Annotated in this window: 21 protein-coding genes and 1 pseudogene; 12 read left to right on the top strand and 10 right to left on the bottom strand. The window is 66.8% G+C overall.

Translation table 11 applies throughout. From position 1 onward, the window contains the following. Nucleotides 1–544: 544 nt before the first annotated feature. Complete coding sequence (locus QX039_RS13720) at nucleotides 545–1,930, top strand: MATE family efflux transporter (RefSeq protein WP_315773303.1); 1,386 nt, start codon at nucleotides 545–547, stop codon at nucleotides 1,928–1,930. A 5-nt stretch (nucleotides 1,931–1,935) separates the two neighbouring features. On the opposite strand, the gene QX039_RS13715 is transcribed toward QX039_RS13720, so the two are convergent. Next, entirely contained in the window at nucleotides 1,936–3,078 is a 1,143-nt protein-coding gene (locus QX039_RS13715; RefSeq protein WP_315773305.1) for an FUSC family protein, read from the bottom strand. A gap of 122 nt (nucleotides 3,079–3,200) precedes the next feature. Between QX039_RS13715 and QX039_RS13710 the strand changes: the two genes are divergently transcribed. After that, nucleotides 3,201–4,571, top strand: a complete 1,371-nt coding sequence (locus QX039_RS13710; protein ID WP_315773307.1) for an MmgE/PrpD family protein — start codon at nucleotides 3,201–3,203, stop codon at nucleotides 4,569–4,571. Between the two features lie 8 nt (nucleotides 4,572–4,579). Here QX039_RS13710 and QX039_RS13705 read toward each other — a convergent pair whose 3' ends face one another. Together QX039_RS13705 and QX039_RS13700 are read right to left on the bottom strand one after the other, a co-directional pair. Beyond that, a complete protein-coding gene (locus tag QX039_RS13705; protein WP_315773309.1) occupies nucleotides 4,580–5,977 on the bottom strand; it encodes a serine hydrolase in 1,398 nt (465 codons plus the stop codon). Between the two features lie 141 nt (nucleotides 5,978–6,118). Further along, on the bottom strand, nucleotides 6,119–7,195 hold the full coding sequence (locus QX039_RS13700) for a helix-turn-helix domain-containing protein (RefSeq protein WP_315773326.1): 1,077 nt from the start codon (nucleotides 7,193–7,195) through the stop codon (nucleotides 6,119–6,121). A 140-nt stretch (nucleotides 7,196–7,335) separates the two neighbouring features. Between QX039_RS13700 and QX039_RS13695 the strand changes: the two genes are divergently transcribed. Beyond that, nucleotides 7,336–8,253 carry a pirin family protein gene (locus tag QX039_RS13695; RefSeq protein ID WP_315735540.1) on the top strand — a complete coding sequence of 306 codons (918 nt, stop codon included), beginning with the start codon at nucleotides 7,336–7,338 and terminating at the stop codon, nucleotides 8,251–8,253. Nucleotides 8,254–8,295: 42 nt separating this feature from the next. Then, nucleotides 8,296–9,210 carry a phosphoribosylaminoimidazolesuccinocarboxamide synthase gene (locus tag QX039_RS13690; RefSeq protein WP_315735541.1) on the top strand — a complete coding sequence of 305 codons (915 nt, stop codon included), beginning with the start codon at nucleotides 8,296–8,298 and terminating at the stop codon, nucleotides 9,208–9,210. 1,141 nt (nucleotides 9,211–10,351) lie between these two features. On the opposite strand, the gene QX039_RS13685 is transcribed toward QX039_RS13690, so the two are convergent. Together QX039_RS13685 and QX039_RS13680 are read right to left on the bottom strand one after the other, a co-directional pair. After that, entirely contained in the window at nucleotides 10,352–11,029 is a 678-nt protein-coding gene (locus QX039_RS13685; protein ID WP_315735543.1) for a nitroreductase, read from the bottom strand. 207 nt (nucleotides 11,030–11,236) lie between these two features. Then, a complete protein-coding gene (locus QX039_RS13680; protein WP_315735545.1) occupies nucleotides 11,237–11,902 on the bottom strand; it encodes an HAD hydrolase-like protein in 666 nt (221 codons plus the stop codon). 171 nt (nucleotides 11,903–12,073) lie between these two features. Here QX039_RS13680 and QX039_RS13675 point away from each other — a divergent pair. Continuing rightward, nucleotides 12,074–12,441, top strand: a pseudogene (locus QX039_RS13675) (uroporphyrinogen decarboxylase); the annotation flags it as partial. Between the two features lie 25 nt (nucleotides 12,442–12,466). Here the strand turns inward: QX039_RS13675 and QX039_RS13670 are convergent. Beyond that, entirely contained in the window at nucleotides 12,467–13,096 is a 630-nt protein-coding gene (locus QX039_RS13670) for a glutathione S-transferase (RefSeq protein WP_315735548.1), read from the bottom strand. Between the two features lie 58 nt (nucleotides 13,097–13,154). Continuing rightward, complete coding sequence (locus QX039_RS13665; protein WP_315773311.1) at nucleotides 13,155–13,844, bottom strand: phytanoyl-CoA dioxygenase family protein; 690 nt, start codon at nucleotides 13,842–13,844, stop codon at nucleotides 13,155–13,157. A gap of 40 nt (nucleotides 13,845–13,884) precedes the next feature. Here QX039_RS13665 and QX039_RS13660 point away from each other — a divergent pair, with 40 nt between their 5' ends. Both QX039_RS13660 and QX039_RS13655 read left to right on the top strand, forming a co-directional pair. Continuing rightward, on the top strand, nucleotides 13,885–14,022 hold the full coding sequence (locus tag QX039_RS13660; RefSeq protein WP_315735553.1) for a hypothetical protein: 138 nt from the start codon (nucleotides 13,885–13,887) through the stop codon (nucleotides 14,020–14,022). Between the two features lie 141 nt (nucleotides 14,023–14,163). Further along, nucleotides 14,164–14,766, top strand: a complete 603-nt coding sequence (locus QX039_RS13655) for a hypothetical protein (RefSeq protein WP_315735555.1) — start codon at nucleotides 14,164–14,166, stop codon at nucleotides 14,764–14,766. A gap of 17 nt (nucleotides 14,767–14,783) precedes the next feature. Here QX039_RS13655 and QX039_RS13650 read toward each other — a convergent pair whose 3' ends face one another. Beyond that, entirely contained in the window at nucleotides 14,784–16,274 is a 1,491-nt protein-coding gene (locus tag QX039_RS13650; RefSeq protein ID WP_315735556.1) for an NAD-dependent succinate-semialdehyde dehydrogenase, read from the bottom strand. A gap of 153 nt (nucleotides 16,275–16,427) precedes the next feature. Continuing rightward, nucleotides 16,428–16,748 (bottom strand): hypothetical protein, encoded by a 321-nt coding sequence (locus QX039_RS13645; RefSeq protein WP_315735558.1) that lies wholly within the window; start codon nucleotides 16,746–16,748, stop codon nucleotides 16,428–16,430. A gap of 343 nt (nucleotides 16,749–17,091) precedes the next feature. Between QX039_RS13645 and QX039_RS13640 the strand changes: the two genes are divergently transcribed. Beyond that, a complete protein-coding gene (locus QX039_RS13640; protein ID WP_315735560.1) occupies nucleotides 17,092–18,285 on the top strand; it encodes a serine hydrolase domain-containing protein in 1,194 nt (397 codons plus the stop codon). A gap of 186 nt (nucleotides 18,286–18,471) precedes the next feature. Here QX039_RS13640 and QX039_RS13635 read toward each other — a convergent pair whose 3' ends face one another. Further along, nucleotides 18,472–19,473 carry an adenosine kinase gene (locus QX039_RS13635; RefSeq protein ID WP_315735562.1) on the bottom strand — a complete coding sequence of 334 codons (1,002 nt, stop codon included), beginning with the start codon at nucleotides 19,471–19,473 and terminating at the stop codon, nucleotides 18,472–18,474. Nucleotides 19,474–19,543: 70 nt separating this feature from the next. Here QX039_RS13635 and murJ point away from each other — a divergent pair, with 70 nt between their 5' ends. From murJ to QX039_RS13615, 4 genes are all read left to right on the top strand, one after another. After that, entirely contained in the window at nucleotides 19,544–21,103 is a 1,560-nt protein-coding gene (gene murJ, locus QX039_RS13630; RefSeq protein WP_315735564.1) for a murein biosynthesis integral membrane protein MurJ, read from the top strand. A gap of 49 nt (nucleotides 21,104–21,152) precedes the next feature. Continuing rightward, nucleotides 21,153–22,205, top strand: coding sequence for a tryptophan--tRNA ligase (gene trpS, locus QX039_RS13625; RefSeq protein ID WP_015663202.1), 1,053 nt, complete (start codon nucleotides 21,153–21,155; stop codon nucleotides 22,203–22,205). A gap of 190 nt (nucleotides 22,206–22,395) precedes the next feature. Continuing rightward, nucleotides 22,396–22,890 carry a universal stress protein gene (locus QX039_RS13620; RefSeq protein ID WP_315716941.1) on the top strand — a complete coding sequence of 165 codons (495 nt, stop codon included), beginning with the start codon at nucleotides 22,396–22,398 and terminating at the stop codon, nucleotides 22,888–22,890. 108 nt (nucleotides 22,891–22,998) lie between these two features. Further along, nucleotides 22,999–23,568, top strand: a complete 570-nt coding sequence (locus QX039_RS13615; protein WP_315735567.1) for a NifU family protein — start codon at nucleotides 22,999–23,001, stop codon at nucleotides 23,566–23,568. The last annotated feature ends 226 nt before the right edge of the window (nucleotides 23,569–23,794 follow it).

Below are 23,794 nucleotides of genomic sequence, written 5' to 3'. Positions count from 1 at the left end.
TGAGGGTGGGATGCGATGGATGCGGCAGCTCACAGCGCGCACTTGAGGTTTCCTCGAGGCTGGCGCGTGGACGAAGGAGCGGCCGCGTACGGCGAAATCGTATGGTCCTGGCCTCCCGATGCTGAGGTCAAGCCGGCGGGCGATCCGCAAGGTGACGGGGGCAAACAAGCTCGGTCCCCGGGGAGAGTACGTATAAGCCGTTCCAACCATGGCGCAGGGAAGGCCGGATGTGCGGCCCACCTGTGGTGACTGCCGCCTGCTACTTCTTTTGCAGGCGGGCCATGGGTGTGGTCAAGCACCCGGCCTTCCCTGCCCCTCTTCCTGTTCGAGGGGAGCAAATCGAGCATCACCCGGGCACGCCGTGCCGCGGGAACGTGTGTGGCCGTCCGATCCGATCTGGTTCGGCACGAGAGCAGTCCGCGATGGCCGACGTCGCGAACCCAAGCTCCAACGATGATGTTGCCGCGACGCTCGCATCTCGCACCGCCCATGACGACGACGGCGTGATGTGCACGACACTGCGGGGACTGCTATAGCCTCGATCATGACCTCCACAGCCGGAACCGACCACGCGCCGCCGCCGGCGGCGCCGACACCTTCTCTCGCGCTCGAACTCTGGGAGACGGTCCGCCTCGCCGCGCCGATGGCGCTGACGCAGCTGTCGCAGATCGCGATGATGTCGACCGATCTCGCCTTCATCGGCCGTCTCGGCGGCGATGCCGTTGCAGCGGCCGCGTTAGCGGGCACCGTCTACTTCGTCGGCTCCACCTTCGGCATGGGTCTGATGTCCGCGGTGGCGCCGCTCGCCGCGCAGGCGTTCGGCGCGGCCGATGCCGGGCTGGTCCGGCGCGCGCTGCGCGTCGGGCTGTGGGCCGGGCTGTTCATCGCGTTGCCGATCATGCTGATCGCGCTGAACGGCGAGGTCATCCTGCTCGCACTCGGACAGGCGCCGGGCGTGGCGCATCTCGCGCAGGACTATCTGGCCGGCCTCGCCTGGGGCATTGCGCCGATGCTGTGGTTCCTGGCGCTGCGCAGCTTCATGGGCGCCGTCAACCGCCCCGAGCCGGTGCTTTGGATCACCTTGGCCGCGATCCCGCTCAACGCGCTGCTGGTCTATCCGCTGCTCTATGGCCACTGGGGTTTTCCGCAGCTCGGCCTGACCGGCGTCGGCCTCGCCACCTCGACCGTCAACCTGGGAACGTTTCTTGCCGGTCTGTGGTTCGCCGCGTTGCGCCCGCCGTTCCGCGACTATCATGTCCTGGCCCGGCTCGGGCGCATCGACTGGCGGCTGATGCGGCAGCTCCTGATCATCGGCGCTCCGATCTCGCTGTCGTTCCTGCTCGAATATGGCTTGTTCTCGGCGGCGGCGATCCTGATGGGACTGATCAGCACGGCCGCTCTCGCCGCGCATCAGATTGCACTGCAGATCACGGCGATCCTGTTCATGGTGCCGTTCGGCATCAGCATGGCCGCGACGGTGCGCGTCGGTCATGCGGCCGGCCGCAACGATGCGCACGGTGTGCGCCGCGCCGGCCTGATGGCGATGCTGCTCGGCCTCGTCCTTGCCATGCTGTTCACGCTCGGCATCATCCTTGCGCGGTTCGAGATCGTGCAGCTGTTTCTTGGCGCCGGCCTCGCCGATGCCGCGGCGACTGCGGCACTCGCCGCCACGCTGCTCCTGGTCGGCACGACCTTCTTCATCACCGATGCGCTGCAAACCATCGCGGTCGGCGCGCTGCGCGGCATCAAGGACACGCGCGTGCCGCTGCTGCTCGCCGTGCTCGGCTATTGGCTGATCGGCTTTCCCGCATCCTACGTGCTTGGCCTGCACACCAAGCTCGGCGCGATTGGAATCTGGATCGGGCTGTCGATCGGCACCGCCATCTATGCGGCCCTGCTGGTGCTGCGCTTCCTGCGGTTGTCGCGATGAGGAGATCAGGCCCCCGCTGTATCCGGCGTCTCGTCGCGCTCCGGTCGATGCGGCTTCCCGGTCGACGCGCCCGCCCATTCGGCAACGACGCGCTCGAGGTCGATCAGGTTCTGACGCATCTGCTCCAGCGAGAAGCCGAGTGCGAAGAAGCGCTCGGCGGCGTCACCCGGCAGGCCCCGCGTGAGACCGTCGCTGCGGACGGCGGCGACCTCTTCCGCATAGGCCTTCACCGCGACGTGGATCGGCCAGATCGGCGGCGGACCGGAGCCGTTGCGGATGGCCGCGGCACAGCCGCGCAGATAGCTCGCGATGGCATCGCTGACGCGCGCCACCGGTCCCGACAAGCGCGCCTGCAGCTCGGATGGCAGCGGCACCACGCTGGCACGGCCGATCATCACGACGTCGTGGCGCAGGCGCAGGATCGTCCGCAGCAGCGGGCCGGTATCGGCGCCGGAGGACAGCCGCGCCGAGCGCTCGCGCTCGGCCTCGGCGCCGGTCGCGTTCAACTCGGTCAGGGCGGTGCCGATGCCGTCCTGAATCTGATGCAGCGCGTCGTTGTCGCGGCCGCGCGACAGGCCGGCCAGCAGCTCGGTGAAGGCGGCTGCAATCAGTTCGAGCAGACGCCCCGCCGCGGCACGCATCTGCACATGCGCGCGCGACGGCAACACGATGAACGATACGGCGAGGCCGGTCAGCGCGCCGACCGCGACCTCGAACACGCGGTCGATCGCGGAGCCGAGCGGATCGAGATGGCCCATCGTCGGCACCAGCAGCACGATGACCGCCGTCACGGTGGCGGCGTTGAGGCTGGGATTGATCGCGGCGACGAAAGCGAGCGGCGTCACCGCCAGGATCAGCATGCCGAGCAGTTGCAGCTCGCCCGAATGCGGGATGAAGACCGTGATGGCGCCGCCATAGATGGCACCGCCGATGGTACCGAACATGTAGTCGCGCGTTGCCTTCAGCGAGCGCCCGACGCTGCCTTGCGTCACGATCAGCGACGTCAGCACCGCCCACAGCGGCAGCTTCAATTGAAAAGCCGTGGCGATGGCGAAGGCAAGCGTCGCCGCCACCGTGCCGCGAACCGCCAGCGACATCGGCGCCTTGCGGGCGCGCAACCGGCCAAACAGCCGCTTCAAGGACATCATTCAGTCGCTCACCTCGAACAGCACCAGCGCGATCCCGGCATGGCAGCTCCCCACCCGGCCGAACCGGCTTGAAAGGCGGAATCGGCTTGCCTACGGTCATTGCAACGATGCGAGGAAACACGATGGCCCAGGAAACCGCAACGCTCGCCGCCTATGTCGCGGAGCTGAAATATGACGATATCCCGCCCGAGGTGCTCGACCGCGCCAAGGTGCTGACGCTCGACTTCCTCGGCAGCGCCATCCGGGCCCGGCGCGAGGCGGAATCGACGCCGTCCATCGTCAAGATGCTGGCGGCGCTGAAGCTCGATGCGGCGGGCGAGGCGACCGTATTCGGCGACAACAGAACCTGGACGCCGGCGGTGGCGGCGCTGCTCAACGGAACGATGGGCCATTCGCTCGATTTCGACGACACCCACGCCGATTCCTCGCTGCATCCGAGCGCGCCGGTGGTGCCGGCCGCGTTCGCCGTCGGCGAGATGGTCGGCGCGTCCGGCCGCGAGGTGCTGACCGCCATCGTCGCCGGCTATGAGGTGTGCTGCCGGCTCGGCAATGCGCTCGACCCGACCTCGCATTATGCCCGCGGCTTCCATCCGACCGCGACCGCCGGCACCTATGGTGCGGCCGCCGCCGCCGGCAAGCTGTTCGGGCTGTCGGAGCAGCAGTTGATCTACGCCTTCGGCGTGTCCGGCAGCCAGGCCGCGGGCTCGCTGCAGTTTCTCGTCAACGGCGCCTGGAACAAGCGCTATCAGGTCGGCGCGTCGGCGATGAACGGCGTGATCGCGGCGACGCTCGCCAAGAACGACTTCGTCGGCGCGATCGAATCCGTCGAGGGCAAGCACGGTCTTCTGGTCGGCTACACCGACGCGCCGCATCACGACAAGGCCGTCGCCGGGCTCGGCTCCACCTATGAGACGATGAAGATCGGCGTGAAGCCGTATCCGAGCTGCCGCTATACCCATGCAGCGATCGACGCCATCATCGCGCTGCGCCGCGAGCACAATCTGACGCCGGACCAGGTCAAGCGCATCGAGATCGGCCTGCATCGCAACGGCATCACGCTGACGGGCGATGCCGCGACCAAACGTCATCCGACCTCGATCGTCGGCGGCCAGTTCTCGATGTTCTTCACCGGCGCGCTGGCGCTCGACCAGGGCCGCTTCGGCTGGGACGACTACGTCAGGCTGGGTGACACCGCGATCAATGCGCTCGCCGACAAGTTCGATGTCGTGCAGGACGACAGGCTGGAGGTCGGCCGCAGCCATCCGTTCGGCGCGCGCGTCACCATCACCACGGAAGACGGCGTGCACGAGCGGCTGCACGACGATCCCTCGGGCGAGCCGACCTCGTTTCCGTCGGCGCAGGCGATGAGCGACAAGTTTCTGACGCTTGCGCGGCCGGTGCTGAGCAGCCGCGCGCAGAGCTTCGCCGATGCGATCCTGTCGCTGGAGCGGTTCGATCGCGTCGCGCAGGCCACCGCGCTGGGGAGAGCGTAGCGCATGCGTCATTCCCCATGGGTCGCCGCGATCACGTCGCTCACGAGCTGTGCCACGCCGTCGGCCTCCGGCGGCCAGTTCACGGTGCGCCCGAAACGCGCAATGACGAGACGCTCCGACGGGACGACGATGACATATTGGCCGAGCGTGCCCTTGGCGAAGAACGCGTCGCGCGGCCAGCCATGGGAGCTGCGGTAGTTGGCGCCAAAGCTGTCGCCACTGTTGGTCCAGAAGCCGGCGCCGATGCCGACGAAGGCGTTCGGTGTGGGCGTGCCGACATAGTCGACCCAGCCCGCAGGCAGAACACGGCGGCCGGCAACGACGCCGTCGTCGAGATAGAGCTGGCCGAGCCGCGCCCAGTCGCGCGCCGACGCCAGCATCTGGCTCGATCCGTCCGGCGTGCCGGCGGCGTCGAACTCGATCGTGACGCTGGTCATGCCGAGCGGATCGAACAGCTCGCGATACGCAAAGCGCAGCACGTGCGCGGCGCTGCCGCCGGCGGCATCGCGGATGAGATGGGAAAGGATGATGGTGTTGCCATCGTGATAGTTCCAGGCCGCGCCCGGCGTGGTTTCGAGCTGGATGGACTCGGCATAGGCGGCGCGATCGGGCTCGACGAACTTCATGCGGTTGACCGGCTCGAGCGCCGACACCAACGAGGCCTGCAGCGAGCTGCCGAGCGCGAGCCCGGCGGTGTGGCGCAGGAGGTGATCGACGGTGATGGCATGGCGCGGATCGCTCTCGTTCTGCCACGCCGCGACCGGCGCGGGCGCATGCAGCGCGAGCTTGCCCTGGCGGACGAGAATGCCGATCAAGGTCGCGGTCATCGACTTGGTTGCGGAGAAGCCGAGCAGCGGCGTGTCGACCGCAAAGCCCGGCGCGTAGCGTTCGGCGATGACCTTGCCGTCCTTCATCACCACGACGGCATGGGTGCGCCGGAACGGCGGCACCTCCGGCTCGGCAAAGGCGCGATCGAGCGCCGCAGTCAGCGCCGGTGTCACCGGCGCCACGCCGTGCGGCAGAGCGGTGCCGGGCAGCAAGGCCGGCTGGGACGGCCGGATGGCCGGCCAGTCCGGACTCTCGCCATGATCCATATGGCAGCCGAGCCCGTCGCGAAACACCGCATGGCTGCGGCCGAGCCCGAGCAGGGTCACGGTGACATCCTTGGCGGCGCGATCGACGCGGACATCCATCGCCCAGCTCAGCAGGCCGGCGCCGGGCATCGCGGCCCGCGTCTCGGAGAGCGTGCGGTCCGGGTCGAGACCGGAGACGAAGGTCTCCGAGCACAGCACGCTGGCGATGAAGCCTGTCGCGATTTTCGGCACGTCGCGGGCTCGGGCGCTGCCGACAGCCAGGGCGGCCAGCGCGGTGGTGGCGACGAGAGCGAGCAGCAGGCGGCGAGTCATGAGGAGCTCCGGCAGTTGGATCTGCCGGACCAGACTGCGGCTGCGGCCCAGGCGCTCGCCGATTTCGGAAATCATCCCAGCCGAGAATCGCCGGGATCTCGCCGATTTTGGAATTCCTCTGCAGTTTCAAGGCCGAACAGATCACGCCGCCGACAGCCTCATGCGCCGGTATTCGGTCGGCGTCACCCCGGTCACCGCCTTGAAGGCGCGGTTGAAGGGCCCAAGCGACTGGAACCCGGCGTCCATCGCGATGGTGATCACGGGCACCTCGGCCTGGGCCGGATCGGCCAGCGCGGCCTTGGCCTCCTCGATGCGGTGGGCGTTGAGGAAGGTATTGAAATTGCGGTAGCCGAGCTCGCCATTGATCAGCCGCCGCAGCCGGTATTCAGGAATGGAGAGCTTCGTCGCCAGCATGCCGATGGTGACGTTCTCCTGGCGGTAGATCCGCTCGTTCGCCATCAGCCGCATCAGTGCGTCGACCAGCTTGCGGTTGGCCGCCGTCTCCGCCCCTGGGACGACCACGGTAGCCGCTGCCACGCTCGGCGTCTCGACCTGCGGGGTCTCCGGCGCGAGCACGTCGCCGGCACCGACCTTGAGCAGCATCAACGCAACGGCGCCGACCACGCCCAAGAACATCGCCGCATTGATGACATTGGCGAGCTCCGACGGCCCGCTGCCGGCGGACGCGATCTGCAGCAGCGCGTTGACGCCGCCGTAGGCCATCGCCGCGATGACGACGAAGGCGCGGATGCGCCGCCGCCCCTCGACGAGATCCGCCGCCCAGGAGCGGATGGTCTGCGCCAAGGTCAGGCCAAGGAAGCCGAGAGCCAGCACATTATTGGCGACGATCACGAGCCGTCCATGTCCGGCAGGCCCCAGCACGAGACAGCTCAGCAGGCTGAAGCCGAACACCGCGAGCCAGATCAGGCCGTGCAGCCAACGCAACGCAAAGCCGTCGTCGAACAGCGCGCGGCAGAACAGCCAGAGCACGACGATATCGGCGGTCGCCAGCGCAATCAGCGGCGCGGAAGCGAGCGATGGCGCAGCCGTGCCGCCGATGTTGAAGGTCGCCGCATGCGCGGCCGAGCCCAGCGCCAGCGCGATCGCGAGCCGGCCGCGCCATTGCCTGCCGAGATCGCGTCCCAGCGCGACGGCGAGCACGGCCAGCAGCGCGATAGCGGCGGCGCGAAGCGCGAGATCGAGGCTTTCGAGCGTCATCGTCATGGGTCCGTTGTCAGCGCCGGAACTCTAGGCCGGAGCTTCGCTTCGTTCAAATCGCGCCGCCACCGCGACCTCCTGCCCTGCCGTCGCCTCAGCAAAGCTGCTAAGCTCGCGCGACCGCATTGCAGGAGCGCCCCATGAGCTGGCAGCCATCGATCGATCCCGAGTTCGGCGATCCCACATCCTGCGACGCGCTGGAGCACGTCATCGTGCCGCGCACCCGCGATCTCGGCGACGGCTTTGCGGTGCGTCGCGCGCTGCCGCATGGCCGCCGGCAGATGGTCGGGCCGTTCATCTTCTTCGATCATTTCGGCCCGGTGCAGTTCATGTCCGGCAAGGGCATGGACGTGCGGCCACATCCGCATATCGGCCTTGCCACCGTCACCTATCTGTTCGACGGCGCCATCATGCATCGCGACAGCGAGGGCAACGTGCGGGAGATCCAGCCCGGCGCGATGAACCTGATGACGGCGGGCCGCGGCATCGCGCATTCCGAGCGCACGCCCGACCTGCAGCGGCAGAACGGGCAGAAGATGCTGGGCCTGCAGAGCTGGATCGCGCTGCCGGTCGAATCCGAAGAGATCGCGCCGAGCTTCCAGCATTATGCGGCCGACGCGCTGCCGACGGTCAGCGACACCGGCTTCTCCGCGCGCATCATCGCCGGCCGCGCGTTCGGCGCGGTCTCGCCGGTGACGATGGTCTCGCCCTGGTTCTATGTCGAGGTCACCGCGCAGGCCGGCACGGTCGTGCCGCTCGATCCCGACCACGAGGAGCGCGCGATCTATATCGTCGACGGTGAGGTCGAGATCGCGCGCGAACGCCACGAAGGACCGCGGCTGCTGGTCTTCCGCCCTGGAGACGCCATCAGCGTGCGCACGGTCAAGCCGACCCGGATGATGTTCCTCGGCGGCGACGCGCTGGAAGGGCCGCGCCACGTGTGGTGGAATTTCGTCTCCTCCAGCAAGGAGCGCATCGAGCAGGCCAAGCAGGACTGGAAAACCGGCCGCTTCGCCGCCGTTCCCCAGGAGCACGAGTTCATTCCGCTGCCGGAATAGGCTATTGAGAGCGCAACGCTCCCGTTTCGAAAGCCCCGCACGATGACCACGCTCCTCACCAGCAATCTGCCGCTCCCGAAAATCGGCCGCGGCAAGGTCCGCGACATCTATGCCGTCGGTGACGACCGCGTGCTGCTGCTCACCACCGACCGCATCTCCGCCTTCGACGTGGTGATGAACGAAACCATCCCGATGAAGGGCGCGGTGCTGACGCAGATCTCGGCCTACTGGTTCAACGCGCTCGAAGGCGTGGTGCATCACCACATGATCTCGGCCGACACCGATGAGATCATCGACCAAGTGCCTGAGCTCAAGCCGCACCGGCAGGAGATTCTCGGGCGGGCGATGCTGTGCAAGCGCACCAATGTGTTCCCGATCGAATGCGTGATCCGCGGCTATCTCTCCGGCTCGGCGTGGAAGGAATACGCGGCGAGCGGCACGCTCGCCGGCGAGCAGCTGCCTGCGGGCCTGGTCGAGAGTCAGAAGCTGGAGCCCGCGATCTTCAGCCCGGCGACCAAGGCCGAGACCGGCCATGACGAGAACATCACGATCGCGCGGATGCGCGAGGCGGTCGGCGACGAGACGGCCTACACGCTGGAGAGCATGACGCGCGCGGTCTATACGCTCGGCGAGGCGCTGGCCCGCGAACAGGGCATCATCATCGCCGACACAAAATTCGAGTTCGGCCGCGACAAGGACGGCCACATCATCCTGATCGACGAGGTGATGACGCCTGATAGTTCGCGCTTCTGGGCGGTCGATGCCTATCAGCCGGGCCGGCCGCAGCCGAGCTTCGACAAGCAGCCGCTGCGCGACTATCTCGACGGCGAACGCAAGGCCGGCCGCTGGAATGGCGAGGCTCCGCCGCCGCCTTTGCCGCAGAGCGTGGTGGATGCCACCAGCCAGCGCTATCTCGAAGCGTTCCGTCGGGTGACGGGAAGCGAGCTGAAGATCTGAGGATCGCAGGTTCACGCGTCGACGTTCGCGCTTGGGTTTGAGCTATCTCGTAGGAGCTCAGAACTAACAGAGTGCTTCGGGGACCCCCGACCCCTCCCCGCAAGGGGGAGGGGCCAATCCGCGGCCGCGTTCTTCGCTGACACGATACTTCTCCGCTCTTCTGCGAGTGAATTTGGCGAGAGGTTCGCTCTCTCTTCTCCCCTCCCCCTTGCGGGGAGGGGTCGGGGGTGGGGGCCCACACGGCGAGGCCATCATGATGCGCCCAGACGCATCAACACATCCCGCGGCGCCATCGCGCCCGAGTTGATCGCATCAAGACCCTCGAAAATGCCGAGGGCACAGGGAAGGCCGGGAGCTGGCTGCTCCCATGGCCCGCCTGCTCAAAAAATGCAGGCGGCAGGTACCACAAGGTTCAGCCGAGACATCCCGGCCCTCCCTGCGCGATGGGTTTAACGGCTGCTCCGTACTCTCCTCGGGGACCGGCTTATTTGCCCCCGTCGCCCGCCACGACGTACGAACGTCATCGCGAGCTTGGCGCCAGCATCGGGGCGCCAGGACCACACGGCTTGACCGTCCGCGCGCTGCCATTCGTCAGCGCAAGAGCGCCTGACAGGCACACGGCCACCGCTCCCCGCCTCTACGCATCGTGACGACGCGTACGTCCCTCTGCATGAGGCGGGATGCGCGGACAAGAGCACGACTTCGGAAAAATAGCAACAACAAAATCCTGCAAGAGGAATTCGACGTCAAATTTTTCGATAGCTGACGCAAGACGTGTGCTCCTCGCCTCGATCGGCAGCGCCGAATGACGCCCTGACTAGGTTCTTTTTTGGCCGGAGTTTCTTCTGCTAGATCTCTTTGACGCGGAGCGGCACGACCATATCGGCCGAATGACCTCGTCCGGGCCAGTTTCCCCAGACGACTTCCGCGCGGAACGTCCGCCCGCGACAGTGCACGGTCAGAACCTCTCCGACGATCGGCGCGATACCTTCGCAATAATTTTCATCCCGGCGGAGCTCCTTCTCGGTAACGAGCTCTCCAGACTTGAGAAGTATCCGTCTGATCCAATAAGGCATCTGTGATTTTTCGAGCTGTCGAAGCCACGGCGTCTGTTGTCCCCTGCGGTCCCCGAAATGTCCGTCTAGTCCTCGAACCCGACGAACACCGTCGCGTCCTTCACCGACTTCCGCTCCGACACGACGGCATTGGCCGGGAAATCATGATCGGGCCAGCCGAGCGCGACGCTCTTCATGATGACCTGATCGTCGGCGATGCCGGCGTGCTCGCGGACCACGGGCGATTGCATGATGCCCTGGCTGTTGATGACGGCGCCGAGGCCGCGCGACCAGGCGGCGTTGACGAGCGCCGTGGTCACGGCGCCGCAATCGAACGGCGTGTCGTCGCTGCCGTCGAGCACGCGGTCATAGGTGACGATGATGCAGACCGGCGCATCGAACTGGCGGAAGCCGCGCAGCACCCAGTCCTGGCGCTTCTCCTTGTCGTCCCGCGCGATCCCCATCGCGGAGAACAATTGCTTGGCGACGCCGATCTGGCGCTCGCGGTGCGCGCCGTCGAACGGCTGGCCGATGCGAAACTCGCGCGACTGCGGCACGCCGGCCAGCATCCGCTCGGTGTTGCCGGCGCGGATGCGGTTGAGCGGCTCGCCGGTGATGACGTAGAAATTCCACGGCTGGGTGTTCATCGACGACGGCGCGCGCATCGCCAGAGCAATGATTTCCTCGATCAGCGCCCGCGGCACCGGATCTGGCTTGTAGCCGCGGATGCTACGGCGGCCGAGGATGACGTCGTCGAACTGCATGTGCGTGGTAGTCCTATGATGACTGCTGTGCTGCCAGGAATATTCTCGGCTTTCCGGTTCCAGTGCAAGATTGACCAATCGGGCCGTCGAGGCCATTGCAAGTCCCGCAGACTCGACCCGGTCCCCAACTCATCCTCCTGCGTGTCGGGATTGCGGGTTCAAGGCCTGCGGCCTTGCCCCGGAATGACGGGAAGCTTGGCCAAAGAACTATCCCTTCAGTATCGCCAGAACCACGCGCGCGAGATCGGCGGGACTTTCCACGAGGCGGTCGGCGCCGGCCGTCTCGAGCTCGTCGCGACTGCCATAGCCCCAGAGCACACCCAGGCTGCGCATCCTGACAGCGTGGGCGCCAGCAATGTCATGGCGGCGGTCGCCGACCATGATCCCCTGGGACGGCGCGATATTCCGCTCAGTGAGAATATGCGTGAGCAGCTCCGGCTTGTGGTCCAGCATGCCTGACGGCACCGAGCCGTGGATGGCGTCGAACAGCGACGCAAGATCGAGATGCTCGAGGATGCGGCGCGCAAACACCTCCCGTTTGGATGTCGCGAGATAGAGCCGCAAGCCCGCGCCATGCATCTCGTGCAGCGCGTCGCGAATGCCGGGATAGAGTTCGCTGCCGAACAGCCCGCTCTCGCCGTAATGCTGGCGATAGGCGGTCACCGCTTCGTCGACCCGGTTGTCGTCATAGGCCAGCAGCAGCGTCCGCAACATGTCCTGCAGCGGCGGCCCGATGACACTGCGGATATCGAGCGTCTCGTCCGGCGCATGCCCGAGCGCGCGCAACGCGGCCAGGGTGCTCGCGGCGATGCCGGGCTGGGAGTCGATGAGGGTGCCGTCGAGGTCGAGCAGGACAGAGTGAACCGAAGACATGTCCAATCATAGCGGCGGCCGCGAGCAGCGTAAACGACCGCTCCGCCCCGCGCTCACGCAGGCATCGGCTCCGCCGCTCGAACGGATGCATCAGGCCGATGGCATGAACAACTGCCCGCGGTCCGCCGCAGGCCTACCCTGGCAGGTAACTCCAGGGAAGGACCCGCGCCGATGGCGCAGATCGCGACGATGGAAACCGGGCTCTACCGCATTCCGCTCAGCGTGACGCCGTCCGACAGCACGCATGGCGAGATGACGGCCTTCGAGCTGATCACCTGCCGCGTGCGCGATGCCGACGGCGCGGAGGGCGTGGGCTATACCGATACGGCCGGCCGCCATGCGGCGCCGTCGCCGATATCCTCGGACGAGAGATTCCCGAACTGATCACGCGTCACGAGGCCGACGACACCGAGGCGATCTGGCACCGGGTGTGGTGGGGCCTGCATTTTGGCGGACGCGGCGGACCGACCGTGCTGGCGCTGTCGGCGCTCGACATCGCGCTGTGGAACCTCAAGGCCCGGCGCGCGAACCTGCCGCTGCGGTCTCGCGCGCCGCACAGCCGGCCTAAGCCTTTGCGCTCGGACGGCTCGACACCTCGCCGTACCATCGCTTGAGATGGCGGAGATGATCCGGTGGGTCGAGCTTGGCGCGGGCCGCGAAATCCGCCGTCACCATGGCGCTGATGTCGGCAATGGTGAAGTCGGAGTCGCAGACGAAGGCGTGATCGGCCAGCCGCGCGTCGAGCCAGGCGAAGTAGTGCGCGACGCGCAGACGCCCCCGCTCGGCGAGCGCCGGGATCTGCTCGAGCGGCAGCGGGCCGGGCAGTGCGCGGCTCTCCAGCCCCGGCGCACTGTTTCGGAACGCTTCCTGAATGGCATAGATGCCGTCCCACTCGATCCGCCGGACCCAGCATTCGATCACGGCGCGCTCCTCCGCATTGCGTCCCATCAGAGCCGGCTCGGGATGCAGCTCCTCGACGTAGCGGCAGATCGCGATGATGTCGGTGATCGCAGCGCCGCTGTCGAGCTCCAGGACCGGAACCGTGCATTGCGGGTTCAGCGCGCGAAATTCCGGCCGAAACTGCTCGCCGGCGCGCAGGTCGAACTGGACGGTGGGAATCGTGAGGCCCTTCTCCGCAAGGAAGATGCGCACGCGGCGCGGGCTTGGCGCGGTGGCGGAATCGTAGAGCCTCATGAGCGTCCTCTCTGCGGGATTTTGGCTGGAAGGTTGGCAGGTGCGGCGGATGGCGCGGCTACTCCGCGCCGAAGATTTCGTTCTGGTCCATGCGCACCGCGCGCAAGGCGCGGGTCCGTTGCCACTCGTCCAGTTGCACCGAGGTGGCGTAGGTGATCAGCAGCGAGCGGCGGCGCGCGCCGCTGCGGTTGCGCGTGGCGCCGTGCAGCATGTTGACGTCGAACAGCAGGACGTCGCCGGCCTCGCCCGCCGTGACGAACGCCGAGGACGCGGCCTGCGCATCGTCCGTGTCGGGGCGATGCGAGCCTGACGCCACTTGCGTGGCGCCATTGTCGGGGCCGAAGGAATCGAGAAAGGCCAGCGCAGAGACGGAGTCGGTGCGCCAACGCTCGACGCTGTCGCGATGCAGCGGCTGCGCGCCGCCATCGGCACACGGCTCGCGCCCTTCGACCTGGCCGAGGAAGAACGGCGCCTTCAGGACATGATGCACGGCGGCAAGCATCACCGGCAGGCGGCAGACCTGTTGCACCGTCGCATCGAGATCGACCATGGCGTGCCGCCAGTCGCGGCCGCGCGGCACCGGCCATTGCTCCGAGGGCAGCGTGCCGGACTCGAACGCATCGCGCAGTGGCGCGATCCAGTCCGCCGGGATCGCACCGCGCAGCAGCAGATAACCGTCCTCCTCCAGCCGATGCGCATCGGCTTCAGAAAGCCGGCCGACGCCGGTGCGCGCGGGTGCCGCGGTCATGGTTGAGCTCGCAATCTCGAGGTCAGTGGAAACATTCGGCATGGTCGGTGATCAGACGGCTCTCGGCAAGCGGCTGTCCTGGATGGGCACGGCGCGTGGCGGCGCGCGCTTGCGTTCATCCGGATACGGCGGTGACATGACGGCGCGACGGCTGAGCCTGAAGGAGATCCCGCACTGAGGCGATAGGTCGCGCGCGGCGCATCGGCCCGGCAAGGCGCCATTAATCACCCGTTAACCTCATCGACCTACGTCTTCTTGCAACAGACGGCAACGATCAGAAACATAGAGAAGAGAGCGTTCAGACTTTTCGGAAGAGCACATGGCGATCGTCCAAAGCACCAGCCAGATCTCTCCCGCGATGGAGCGGGTCTATCACCAGAGCAACCTGCTCGGCGAATGGAAAGGCAGCTGGACTGCCAGTGGCCAGGCGGTGAGCTTCAAGGTCGTCAACATTCGCGGCGCCGCGGCGACGGTGGAATACACCCACAATGGACGGACCGAGCGCGGCATCGGCCAGGTCAACGGCTCGACCATCGACTTCGGGTCCGTCACGCTCGGCACCAAGAACGGCAAGAACGCGGTGCTGCTGTTCTCGGCCGGCGGCGGCAAGGCCACGGCGATGCTGGAAAAGCAGGCGCCTCCCGCCGAACAGAGCAACTTGACCGGGAGCTGGGCCGGCTATTCCGGCGAGAACGGCATGAGCGCGAGCTTTCGCGTGCTGTCCGTCAACGGCAAGGAGGCGCAGGTCAGCGTCACCGCCAATGGCGTGACGCGCCAGGGCACCGGCATCGTCTACAAGAACGTCATCATGTTCGGCCAGACGCAGATCTCGACCGACGACGGCAAGACCGGCAAGGTCATCTACCAGGTCGGCAACAAGTCCTACATGGTGCCGGTGGACAAGCTGCCCAAGACGGCCTGAGCGCAGGCGTCCAAAGTTCACACCCCCGCCATCATCACATACTTGATCTCGAGATATTCCTCGATGCCGTGGTGCGAGCCCTCGCGTCCGAGGCCGCTCTCCTTGACGCCGCCGAACGGCGCCACCTCTGTCGTGATCAGGCCGGTGTTGACGCCGACCATGCCGGACTCCAGCGCCTCCGCGACCCGCCAGACCCGGCCGAGATCGCGGGCGTAGAAGTAGGAGGCGAGACCGAACGGCGAGGCGTTGCACATCGCGATGACGTCGGCCTCGTCCTTGAACCGGATCACCGGCGCGAGCGGGCCGAACGTCTCCTCCTGCGCGACCAGCGCGTCCGACTTCACGTCCGACAACACGGTCGGCTCGAAGAAGGTGCGGCCGAGCGCATGGCGTTTGCCGCCGGTGACGACCTTCGCCCCGCCTTTGACCGCATCGGCGATGTGGCGCTCGACCTTCTCGACCGCTTCCTCGTTGATCAGCGGGCCCTGCGTCACGCCGGCCTCGGTGCCGTCGCCGATCTTCATCGCCGCGACCTTGGCGGCGAGCCTCTCGACGAACTGGTCGTAGATGCCGTCCTGCGCATAGAGGCGGTTGGCGCAGACGCAGGTCTGGCCCATGTTGCGATATTTCGAGACCATGGCGCCTTCGACAGCCGCATCGACGTCGGCATCGTCGAACACCACGAACGGCGCGTTGCCGCCGAGCTCGAGACCGAGCTTCTTCACCGTGCCGGCGGACTGGCGATACAGGATCTTGCCGACCTCGGTCGAGCCGGTGAAGCCGACGAAGCGCACGGACGGATGCTCGCACAGCACCTTGCCGATCGCAGGTGCATCGCCGGTGATGATGTTGAGCGCGCCCTTCGGCAAGCCGGCGCGTTCGGCCAGCACGGCGAGCGCCAGCGCTGATAGCGGTGTCTCGTTGGCCGGCTTCAGCACCACGGTGCAGCCGGCGGCGAGCGCGGGAGACACCTTGCGGGTGATCATCGAGTTCGGGAAATTCCACGGCGTGATGGCGCCGCAGACGCCGATCGGCTGCTTCAACGCCAACAGGCGCGCATCCGGCTTCTGGGTTGGGATGGTCTCACCATAGACGCGGCGCGCCTCCTCGGCGAAGAACTCGATATAGGCGGCGCCGATATCGACCTCACCGAGCGCCTCCGTCAGCGGCTTGCCCTGCTCGGAGGTGAGGATCAGCGCGAGGTCCTCGCGGTTGGCCGTGATCAGCTCGAACCATTTGCGCAAGGTATTGGAGCGCTGCTTGGCGGTCAGCCTGGCCCAGGCCGGGAACGCGCGCGCGGCAGCATCGACGGCCCGCGTCGTCTCTTCAGCACCAAGCTGCGCCACCTTGGCGAGCTCGGCGCCGGTGGCTGGGTTGACGACGGGGAACACCGGCGAGCCGACCCAGGCACCATCGATGTAGCACTGCTCGCGCAGCAGCGACGGATCCTTCAGGCGGTCACGCAGGCTCGGAGCGGCAGTGGAGGCGCGGGCGGCGGGCGGTGTCATCGGGTTCCTCCTCGAAAACGAGCGATCTTTCCCCCGAATATAGCCACGCGCCGGCCGAGGCGCACGGCTCGTGCCCCTCCTCAACGGTACATTCGATCCGGCGATCCGTGCCTGTACGGCACCAAATGCTGAATGATGAGGAGTCGACCAGGATCAGGCCGCGCCGCTCAAATAAGTCTCGCGGCGGCCGATCATGCGCTCCGCCGCCGCCTTGGCGTCGGCCTTGGTCGAGGTCGCGCAGGTGCGGTATTCGAGATCGGGCAAGGAGGCGGGATCGCGGCGCCCGAACCACGATTTGTGGCCAACGGGCAAGAGCGCCAGCGCCTGCGCCACATTGTCGACCGCACCGAACGAATACAGCGCACCGGTCGCAGCGATGCGCACCTCATAGATGCCGGGCGTGATCGGTGCCTCGATATTGTCACCGCGCCCCGGGCGGGGATACCGCCTCCACTCGCTCCACGTCGAAATCATATCGCCCCCAACGGCGGACATTGCCGCCAAAAACACGTCATCGGCTCGAAAAGGCCGGTCCTTCAACCCTTTAATGCAAAAATGGTTGCAACTCACAACAGTCGCAAGCCCATGGTGGGAACATGGCCCCCATGTGTCGGCCTCGCGGCTGGGTGGAACTAATCATGATTCTGGCGAAAAATTGAAGCGCTGTGGCCTTGCCGCGGCGCTGTTGTCCCCGCCTGCTTCGTCCGCGCCGCATCATCACGAGATCGCGACCGGCCGTTCGACCGACTGTCCTTGCTGGCCGGGCCGGCCCGAGGAACAATCGCCTACCGTCATCAAGAACGGAACGGAGGAGACCATGCAGAACAAGACCGACATCGACGGCGTGCTGCGGCAGAAGGCGGAGGCGGGAGAGATTCCCGGCGTCGTCGCCGTCGCCGCTGACAGCAACGGCATCATCTATGAAGGCGCCTTCGGCAAGCGCGACCTCGGCCGCGACGATCCGATGACCGCCGACAGCGTGTTCTGGATCGCCTCGATGACCAAGGCCATCACCTGCGCGGCCGGGATGCAGCTGGTCGAGCAGGGCCGGTTGTCGCTGGATGCCCCGATCGGCGCGGTGCTGCCCGACCTCGCCGCGCCCAAGGTGCTCGACGGTTTCGACGCCAATGGCGAGCCGATCCTGCGGCCGGCGAAGACCGCGATCACGCTGCGCCATCTGATGACCCACACCGCCGGCTTCTGCTACGACATGTGGAACGGCGACATGGCCACCTATGTACAGAAGGCCGGCACGCCGGGCATCATCACCTGCAAGAACGACGCTCTCAAATTGCCGCTCGCCTCCGATCCCGGCACGCGCTGGGAATACGGCATCAACATCGATTTCGTCGGCAAGGCGGTCGAGGCCGCGAGCGGCCAGACGCTCGACGCCTATCTGCGCGACAATCTGTTCGCGCCGCTCGGCATGGACGACACCGGCTTCAAGCTCGGTCCATCGCAGCGCGCCCGCCTGGTCGGCATGCATGCCCGCGGCGACGACGGCACCCTGGCGCCGATCCCGTTCGAGCTCGAGCAGGAGCCGGAATTCCACATGGGCGGCGGCGGGCTCTACGGCACCGCCGGCGACTACGTCCGCTTCACCCGGATGATCCTCAACAACGGCCGCGGCAACGGCAACCAGGTACTCAAGCCTGAGACGGTCGCGGCGATGCGCGACAACCATATCGGCGAGCTGGAGATGACGAAGATGGCCGCGGCGGTGCCCGGCGTGACCAACGACGTCGATCTCTATCCCGACATCGTCAAGAAATGGGGCTTGAGCTTCATGATCACGACGGCGCAGACGCCGGAAGGCCGCAGTGCCGGCAGCCTCGCCTGGGCCGGCCTCGCCAACACCTACTACTGGATCGATCCGGCGCGCGACGTCACCGGCGTGATCCTGATGCAGCTCCTGCCGTTCGCAGACCGGCTGTGCCTGGAGACGTTTGCAGGCTTCGAGCGCGGGGTCTATGCCGGACTCGATGCCGCGGGCGGACAGAAGGCGGCGTGAGCAGACTGCCAACTGACCGGAGTGAGCTCGGAATGAGTTAGTTGGCGTCATGCCCGGGCTTGGCCCGGGCATCCACGTCTTCGGTCCCGCAGCTCAATAGAACGTGGATGGCCGGGTCAAGCCCGGCCATGACGGTGGAGAGAGTTGTGTCTCCGGTGAAAAAGAACGCGTGACCACAGCTTCGACCTACACCTTCAGTCCGTTCTGGGCCGCCAATTCCTTCAGCGACACCTGCGGCCTTGCACCGATGTGCTGGATCACCTCGGCCGCGGCAAGGCCGCCGAGGCGGCCGGCCATCTCGTAACCGGTCTTGCGCACCAGCCCGAACAGGAAGCCGGCGGCGAACAGATCGCCCGCGCCGGTGGTATCGACCAGGCTCTCGATCGGATGCGCCGGCACCGAGATCACGCCGTCGTTCGACACCACGACGCAGCCCTTTTCGCTGCGGGTGACGATGCCGAGCGTGGCGTCCTCACGCAACTGCTTCAGGGCGCCGTCGAAATCCGAGGTCTGGTACAGCGAATGCAGCTCGGCCTCGTTGGCGAAGACGAGATCGACGGTGCCGCCGCGCATCAGGTCGAGAAACTCCTCGCGATAGCGATCGACGCAGAACGAATCCGACAAGGTCAGCGCGACCTCGCGTCCGGCGTCATGCGCGATCGCCGCCGCCTTCACGAACGCATCCTTGGCGTCCTTCGGGTCCCACAGATATCCTTCGAGATAGATGAAGCGCGCCGCCGCAATCTGCGCGGGATCGATGTCCGCGGCGGTGAGATTTTGCGCGGCGCCCAGATAGGTGTTCATGGTGCGCTCGCCGTCGGGGGTCACCAGGATGTAGCAGCAGCCGGTCGCCGGGCCGTCGGCAGCGGGCGCGGTATCGAAGGTCACGCCAGCGGCGCGGATATCATGCCTGTACATCCGGCCGATCTGGTCGTCCTTGACCTTGCCCACGTAAGCGGCACGCGCGCCCAGGCTGGCGAGGCCAGCGATGGTGTTGGCCCCCGAACCGCCGGACATCTCGGTGGCCGGGCCCATATCGGCATAGATCGCGGCCGCACGGGCCTCGTCGATCAGCGCCATGCTGCCCTTGGTCATGCCGTGCCGGGCGAGAAAGGCTTCATCGGCATGCACCAGCACGTCGAAGATCGCGTTGCCGATCCCGAGAACATCGTATTTCGCGTCAGTCATCCACTGGCCCCGTTTACGGCGTTTTGCAAACGCTGCGGCCTATCACAAGCAGCGCTGCTATAGAAGCCTGATGATCCGCTCATTCGTGACTGTGTTGTCAGGAACACTGGCCTCGCGCCTGCTCGGCTTCATCCGGGATGCGCTGATGGCCGCGCTGCTCGGCGCCGGTCCGGTCGCGGACGCATTTCTCGCGGCGTTTCAGCTCGTCAACGTCATCAGGCGATTGCTGACGGAGGGCGCGCTCAATGCAGCTTTGGTGCCGGCCTGGCTGCGAATATACCAGCACGGTGGCACAATGCAGGCGGCAGCCTTTGCCGGGCGCGTGCTCGGCACGGTCAGCGCCGGCCTGCTCGCGGCAACGCTCGTGCTGGCGCTGCTGATGCCGTTCGCGATGACGGTGCTCGCACCAGGCTTCGCCGGTGAAGAGACGCTCACCCTGGCCGTCAATGATGCCAGGCTGATGCTGCCCTATCTCGCCTTCGCCGGCCCCGCGACCGTGCTGCTCGCACTCTCCAGTGCACGAGGCCGCTTCGCGCTGGCCGCGTTTGCGCCGCTGCTCTTCAACGTCGCGCTGATCGTCGTGACCATCGTGCTGCTGATGCAACATCCGGATCCTGCGAACGCCGCGCTGCTGCTCGCCGCAACGATCGGCGTCGCCGGGCTGCTGCAGCTCGCCGTCCTCGCGCGGCGAGGCCGCGATGGCCCCCTCGCCTCGCCGGTGCGCGTCACCTTCCGTGCGGAAATGCGCGGCTTCTTCGCCAAAGCGCTGCCCGGCATGGTCGCCAGCGCCGGCCCGCAACTGATCGCGGTCGGCGGCGCGATCATCGCCTCCGCCTCGCCTTCCGCGGTCTCGTGGCTGTATTTCGCCAACCGCCTCATCGAGCTACCACTCGGGCTCGTCGGCGTTGCCATGGGCACGGTGCTGGTGCCGGAGCTGACGCGTGCGCTGCACGAAGGCAACAAGCAGGCGCTGGCGGAGGTGCAATCGCGCGGCCTCGAGCTGACGATCGGGCTCGCGCTGCCTGCGGCGCTCGGACTGATGATCCTGAACGAGCCGATCATTCGTTTGCTGTTCGAACATGGCGCGTTCAGCTCGGACGATGCCGCCGCGACGGCGCAGGTGCTGACATGGCTCGCGGCGGCATTGCCGGCGCAAGTACTGACCAAGGCGCTGCAGCCTGCCTTCTTCGCGCGCGAGGACACGCAGACACCGCTGCGCGCGACGCTGATCGGATGCGGTGTCGCGATCGCGCTGGCGTTCCTGCTCGCACAATTGTTTGCGGCAAGTGGCATCGCGGCAGGGCTCGCGCTCGGTGCCTGGGCCAATGCGGCGGTCCTGATCCGGCGTGGCGCCACCAGCTTCGGCTTCGCGCTTCCTCCCGTCTCGCGGCGCCGGCTGCCGCGCATCACCCTGGCCGCCGCGATCATGGGCACCGTCCTCTGGACCGTCGCCGGACGCTTCGCCGGCACGTGGAGCAGCAGCCATCTCGGCGCGGCCGTGCTGCTCGCCGCCCTGATCAGCGGCGCCATCATCCTCTACGGAGTGCTTCTATTGTCCCTGGGCGCCGTGAGCTGGCGCGAAACCGTCCGGGCGATCCGGCAAAAGCCCGCCGGCGACTTGCACCTTTGAGGCGCACGTGCCAAACGACCCCCCAAAATCATCATCCGGAACAGTGACCATGGCTTTCGTGGAACGGGTTTTCTCGGGCGTCCAGCCGACCGGCAACCTGCATCTCGGCAACTACCTCGGCGCGATCGTCAACTTCGTGAAGATGCAGGAGACGCACAACTGCATCTATTGCGTCGTCGACATGCACGCGATCACCATGCCGATCGATGTCTGGGGCGGCCCGGCCGAGCTGGCGCGCAACACCCGCGAGGTCACCGCGGCGTTCATCGCGGCCGGCATCGATCCGAAGAAGCACATCGTGTTCAACCAGAGCCAGGTCTCCGGGCATGCCGAGCTCGCCTGGATCTTCAACTGCGTCGCGCGCATCGGCTGGCTGAACCGCATGACGCAGTTCAAGGAGAAGGCCGGCAAGGATCGCGAGAACGCATCGGTCGGCCTCTACGACTATCCGGTGCTGATGGCCGCCGACATCCTGCTCTACCGCGCCACCCATGTTCCGGTCGGCGAGGACCAGAAGCAGCATCTCGAGCTCTCGCGCGACATCGCGCAGAAGTTCAACAATGACTACGGCGACTCGATCCGCAGCCACGGCTTCGGCGACGGCCTGTTCTTCCCGCTTCCGGAACCCTTCATCACCGGTCCCGCGACGCGCGTGATGTCGCTGCGCGATGGGACCAAGAAGATGTCGAAGTCCGATGCCTCGGACTATTCGCGCATCAACCTGACGGACGATGCCGATACGATCGCGCAGAAGGTCCGCAAGGCCAAGACCGATCCGGAGCCGCTGCCGACCGAGGAAAAGGGGCTGGACGCACGTCCCGAGGCCGACAACCTCGTCGGCATCTACGCCGCGCTATCGGACCGCAGCAAGGCCGACGTGCTCAGGGATTTCGGCGGCGGCCAGTTCTCCAGCTTCAAGAACGCGCTGGTCGAGCTGTGCGTCACCAAGCTCGGGCCGATCGCCGCCGAGATGAAGCGCCTGACCGCCGATCCCGGCTACGTCGAGTCCGTCCTGGTCGACGGCGCCGACCGCGCCCAGGCCATCGCCGCGGAGACCATGAAGACGGCCAAGGACATCGTCGGCTTCATCCGCAAGCCCTGAGCAGCACGGCGCGCGCTCCGGAGTCGGCCTTGCGGCCGTAGCCAGGATGAGCGAAGCGACATCCGGGCTACTAGGAGCCGCACCACCGCTGTCATTGCGGGCGCAATGGAACCCGCAGCCCTCTCCCCAACGGAGGCGGGCTGTGGCAGCATCGCGGCCGGATCGACTTGCAGCAGCAGGCGGGAACGCGATGGCGGCGCAGCGGCAGAGCTACCAGACCGGCCATGCGCCGAAATGCCTGGTCGTGGTCGACGACAGCGAGGAGTGGGACCGCGCGGTCCGCTATGCCGGCCGCTGGGCGGTCCGTTCCGGCGGCCGCATCGTCATGCTCCACGTCATCGAAACGGAGGACCAGAACCAGCAATGGCTGGGGGTCGCCGACCTGATGCGGGCCGAGGCGCAGGAGCAGGCGCATGCCGAGCTCGACCAGGCCGCGGCGCTGCTGTCGGCGATCGGCGTGACCGCGCCGGAACGGGTGATCCGCGAGGGTGAGCCGACGGCGCAGATCCTGGAGACGATCGAGCACGACAGCGACATCGCGCTGCTGGTGCTCGCCGCCCATTCCGGCCCCGAGGGCCCCGGCCCGCTGGTCACCCATGTCACCAAGACGAGCGGCGCCTTCCCGATCCCGCTGGTGATCGTGCCGGGCGATCTCGGTGACGCCGATCTCGACGCTCTTTCATAGGCTTAGATCGGAAACGCCGGCCATGCCCCCTTGATCGTGCGCGCGTTCGCGCCATCTGCTATGAGGACACCACAGGCCGGCCTTGAACCGGCGCTGCCGGAGAAAACCATGTTCATCCAGACCGAAGCCACCCCCAATCCCGCCACCTTGAAGTTCATCCCGGGCCGCGTCGTACTGCCCACGGGCACGATGGAGTTCGGCAGCCGCGACGCCGCCGCGCGCTCCCCGCTGGCCGAGCGCCTGTTCGCCGTCGACGGCGTCACCGGCGTGTTCTACGGCGCCGATTTCATCACCGTCACCAAGAGCGACGGTGAATGGCAACACCTCAAGCCGGCGATCCTCGGCGCGATCATGGAGCACTACATGTCGGGCGCGCCGCTGCTCGCCGATGGCAGCGCCGCCAATGACGAATCCGCCGACGAGGACGACGAGTTCTACGACGAGGCCGACACCGAGACGGTCGGCATGATCAAGGACCTGATCGAGAGCCGGGTGCGTCCGGCGGTGGCCAATGACGGCGGCGACATCACCTTCCGCGGCTTCAAGGACGGCATCGTCTATCTCAACATGAAGGGCGCCTGCTCCGGCTGCCCGTCATCGACCGCGACCCTGCAGCACGGCATCCAGAACCTGCTGAAGCACTTCGTGCCCGAGGTGGTCGAAGTCCGGCCGATGTAGCAAGCCAATGGCGAACGGGGTTGGCGAATAGATCTGCGCGCTAATCGCCATCTGCCTCTGCTCACGCTGCGTTGCCGACGGTGGCGGCCACGGCCGCCGCCCGCCGAATGCTCCACGATACCTCGCTGGTTACCGCGCTCTGCGCGCCATGCCGTCGGTGCCGATCCTGAGCACGGGCTTGCGAGCGATTGATCGCCTCGACCTGGACCGTCGGGCATGGCCTTTG

The sequence above is a fragment of the Bradyrhizobium sp. SZCCHNR1043 genome, assembly GCF_032489675.1.
GTDB lineage: Bacteria > Pseudomonadota > Alphaproteobacteria > Rhizobiales > Xanthobacteraceae > Bradyrhizobium.
Note: the sequence above shows the minus strand (reverse complement) of the source record. Positions and strands in the feature narration are given on the sequence as shown.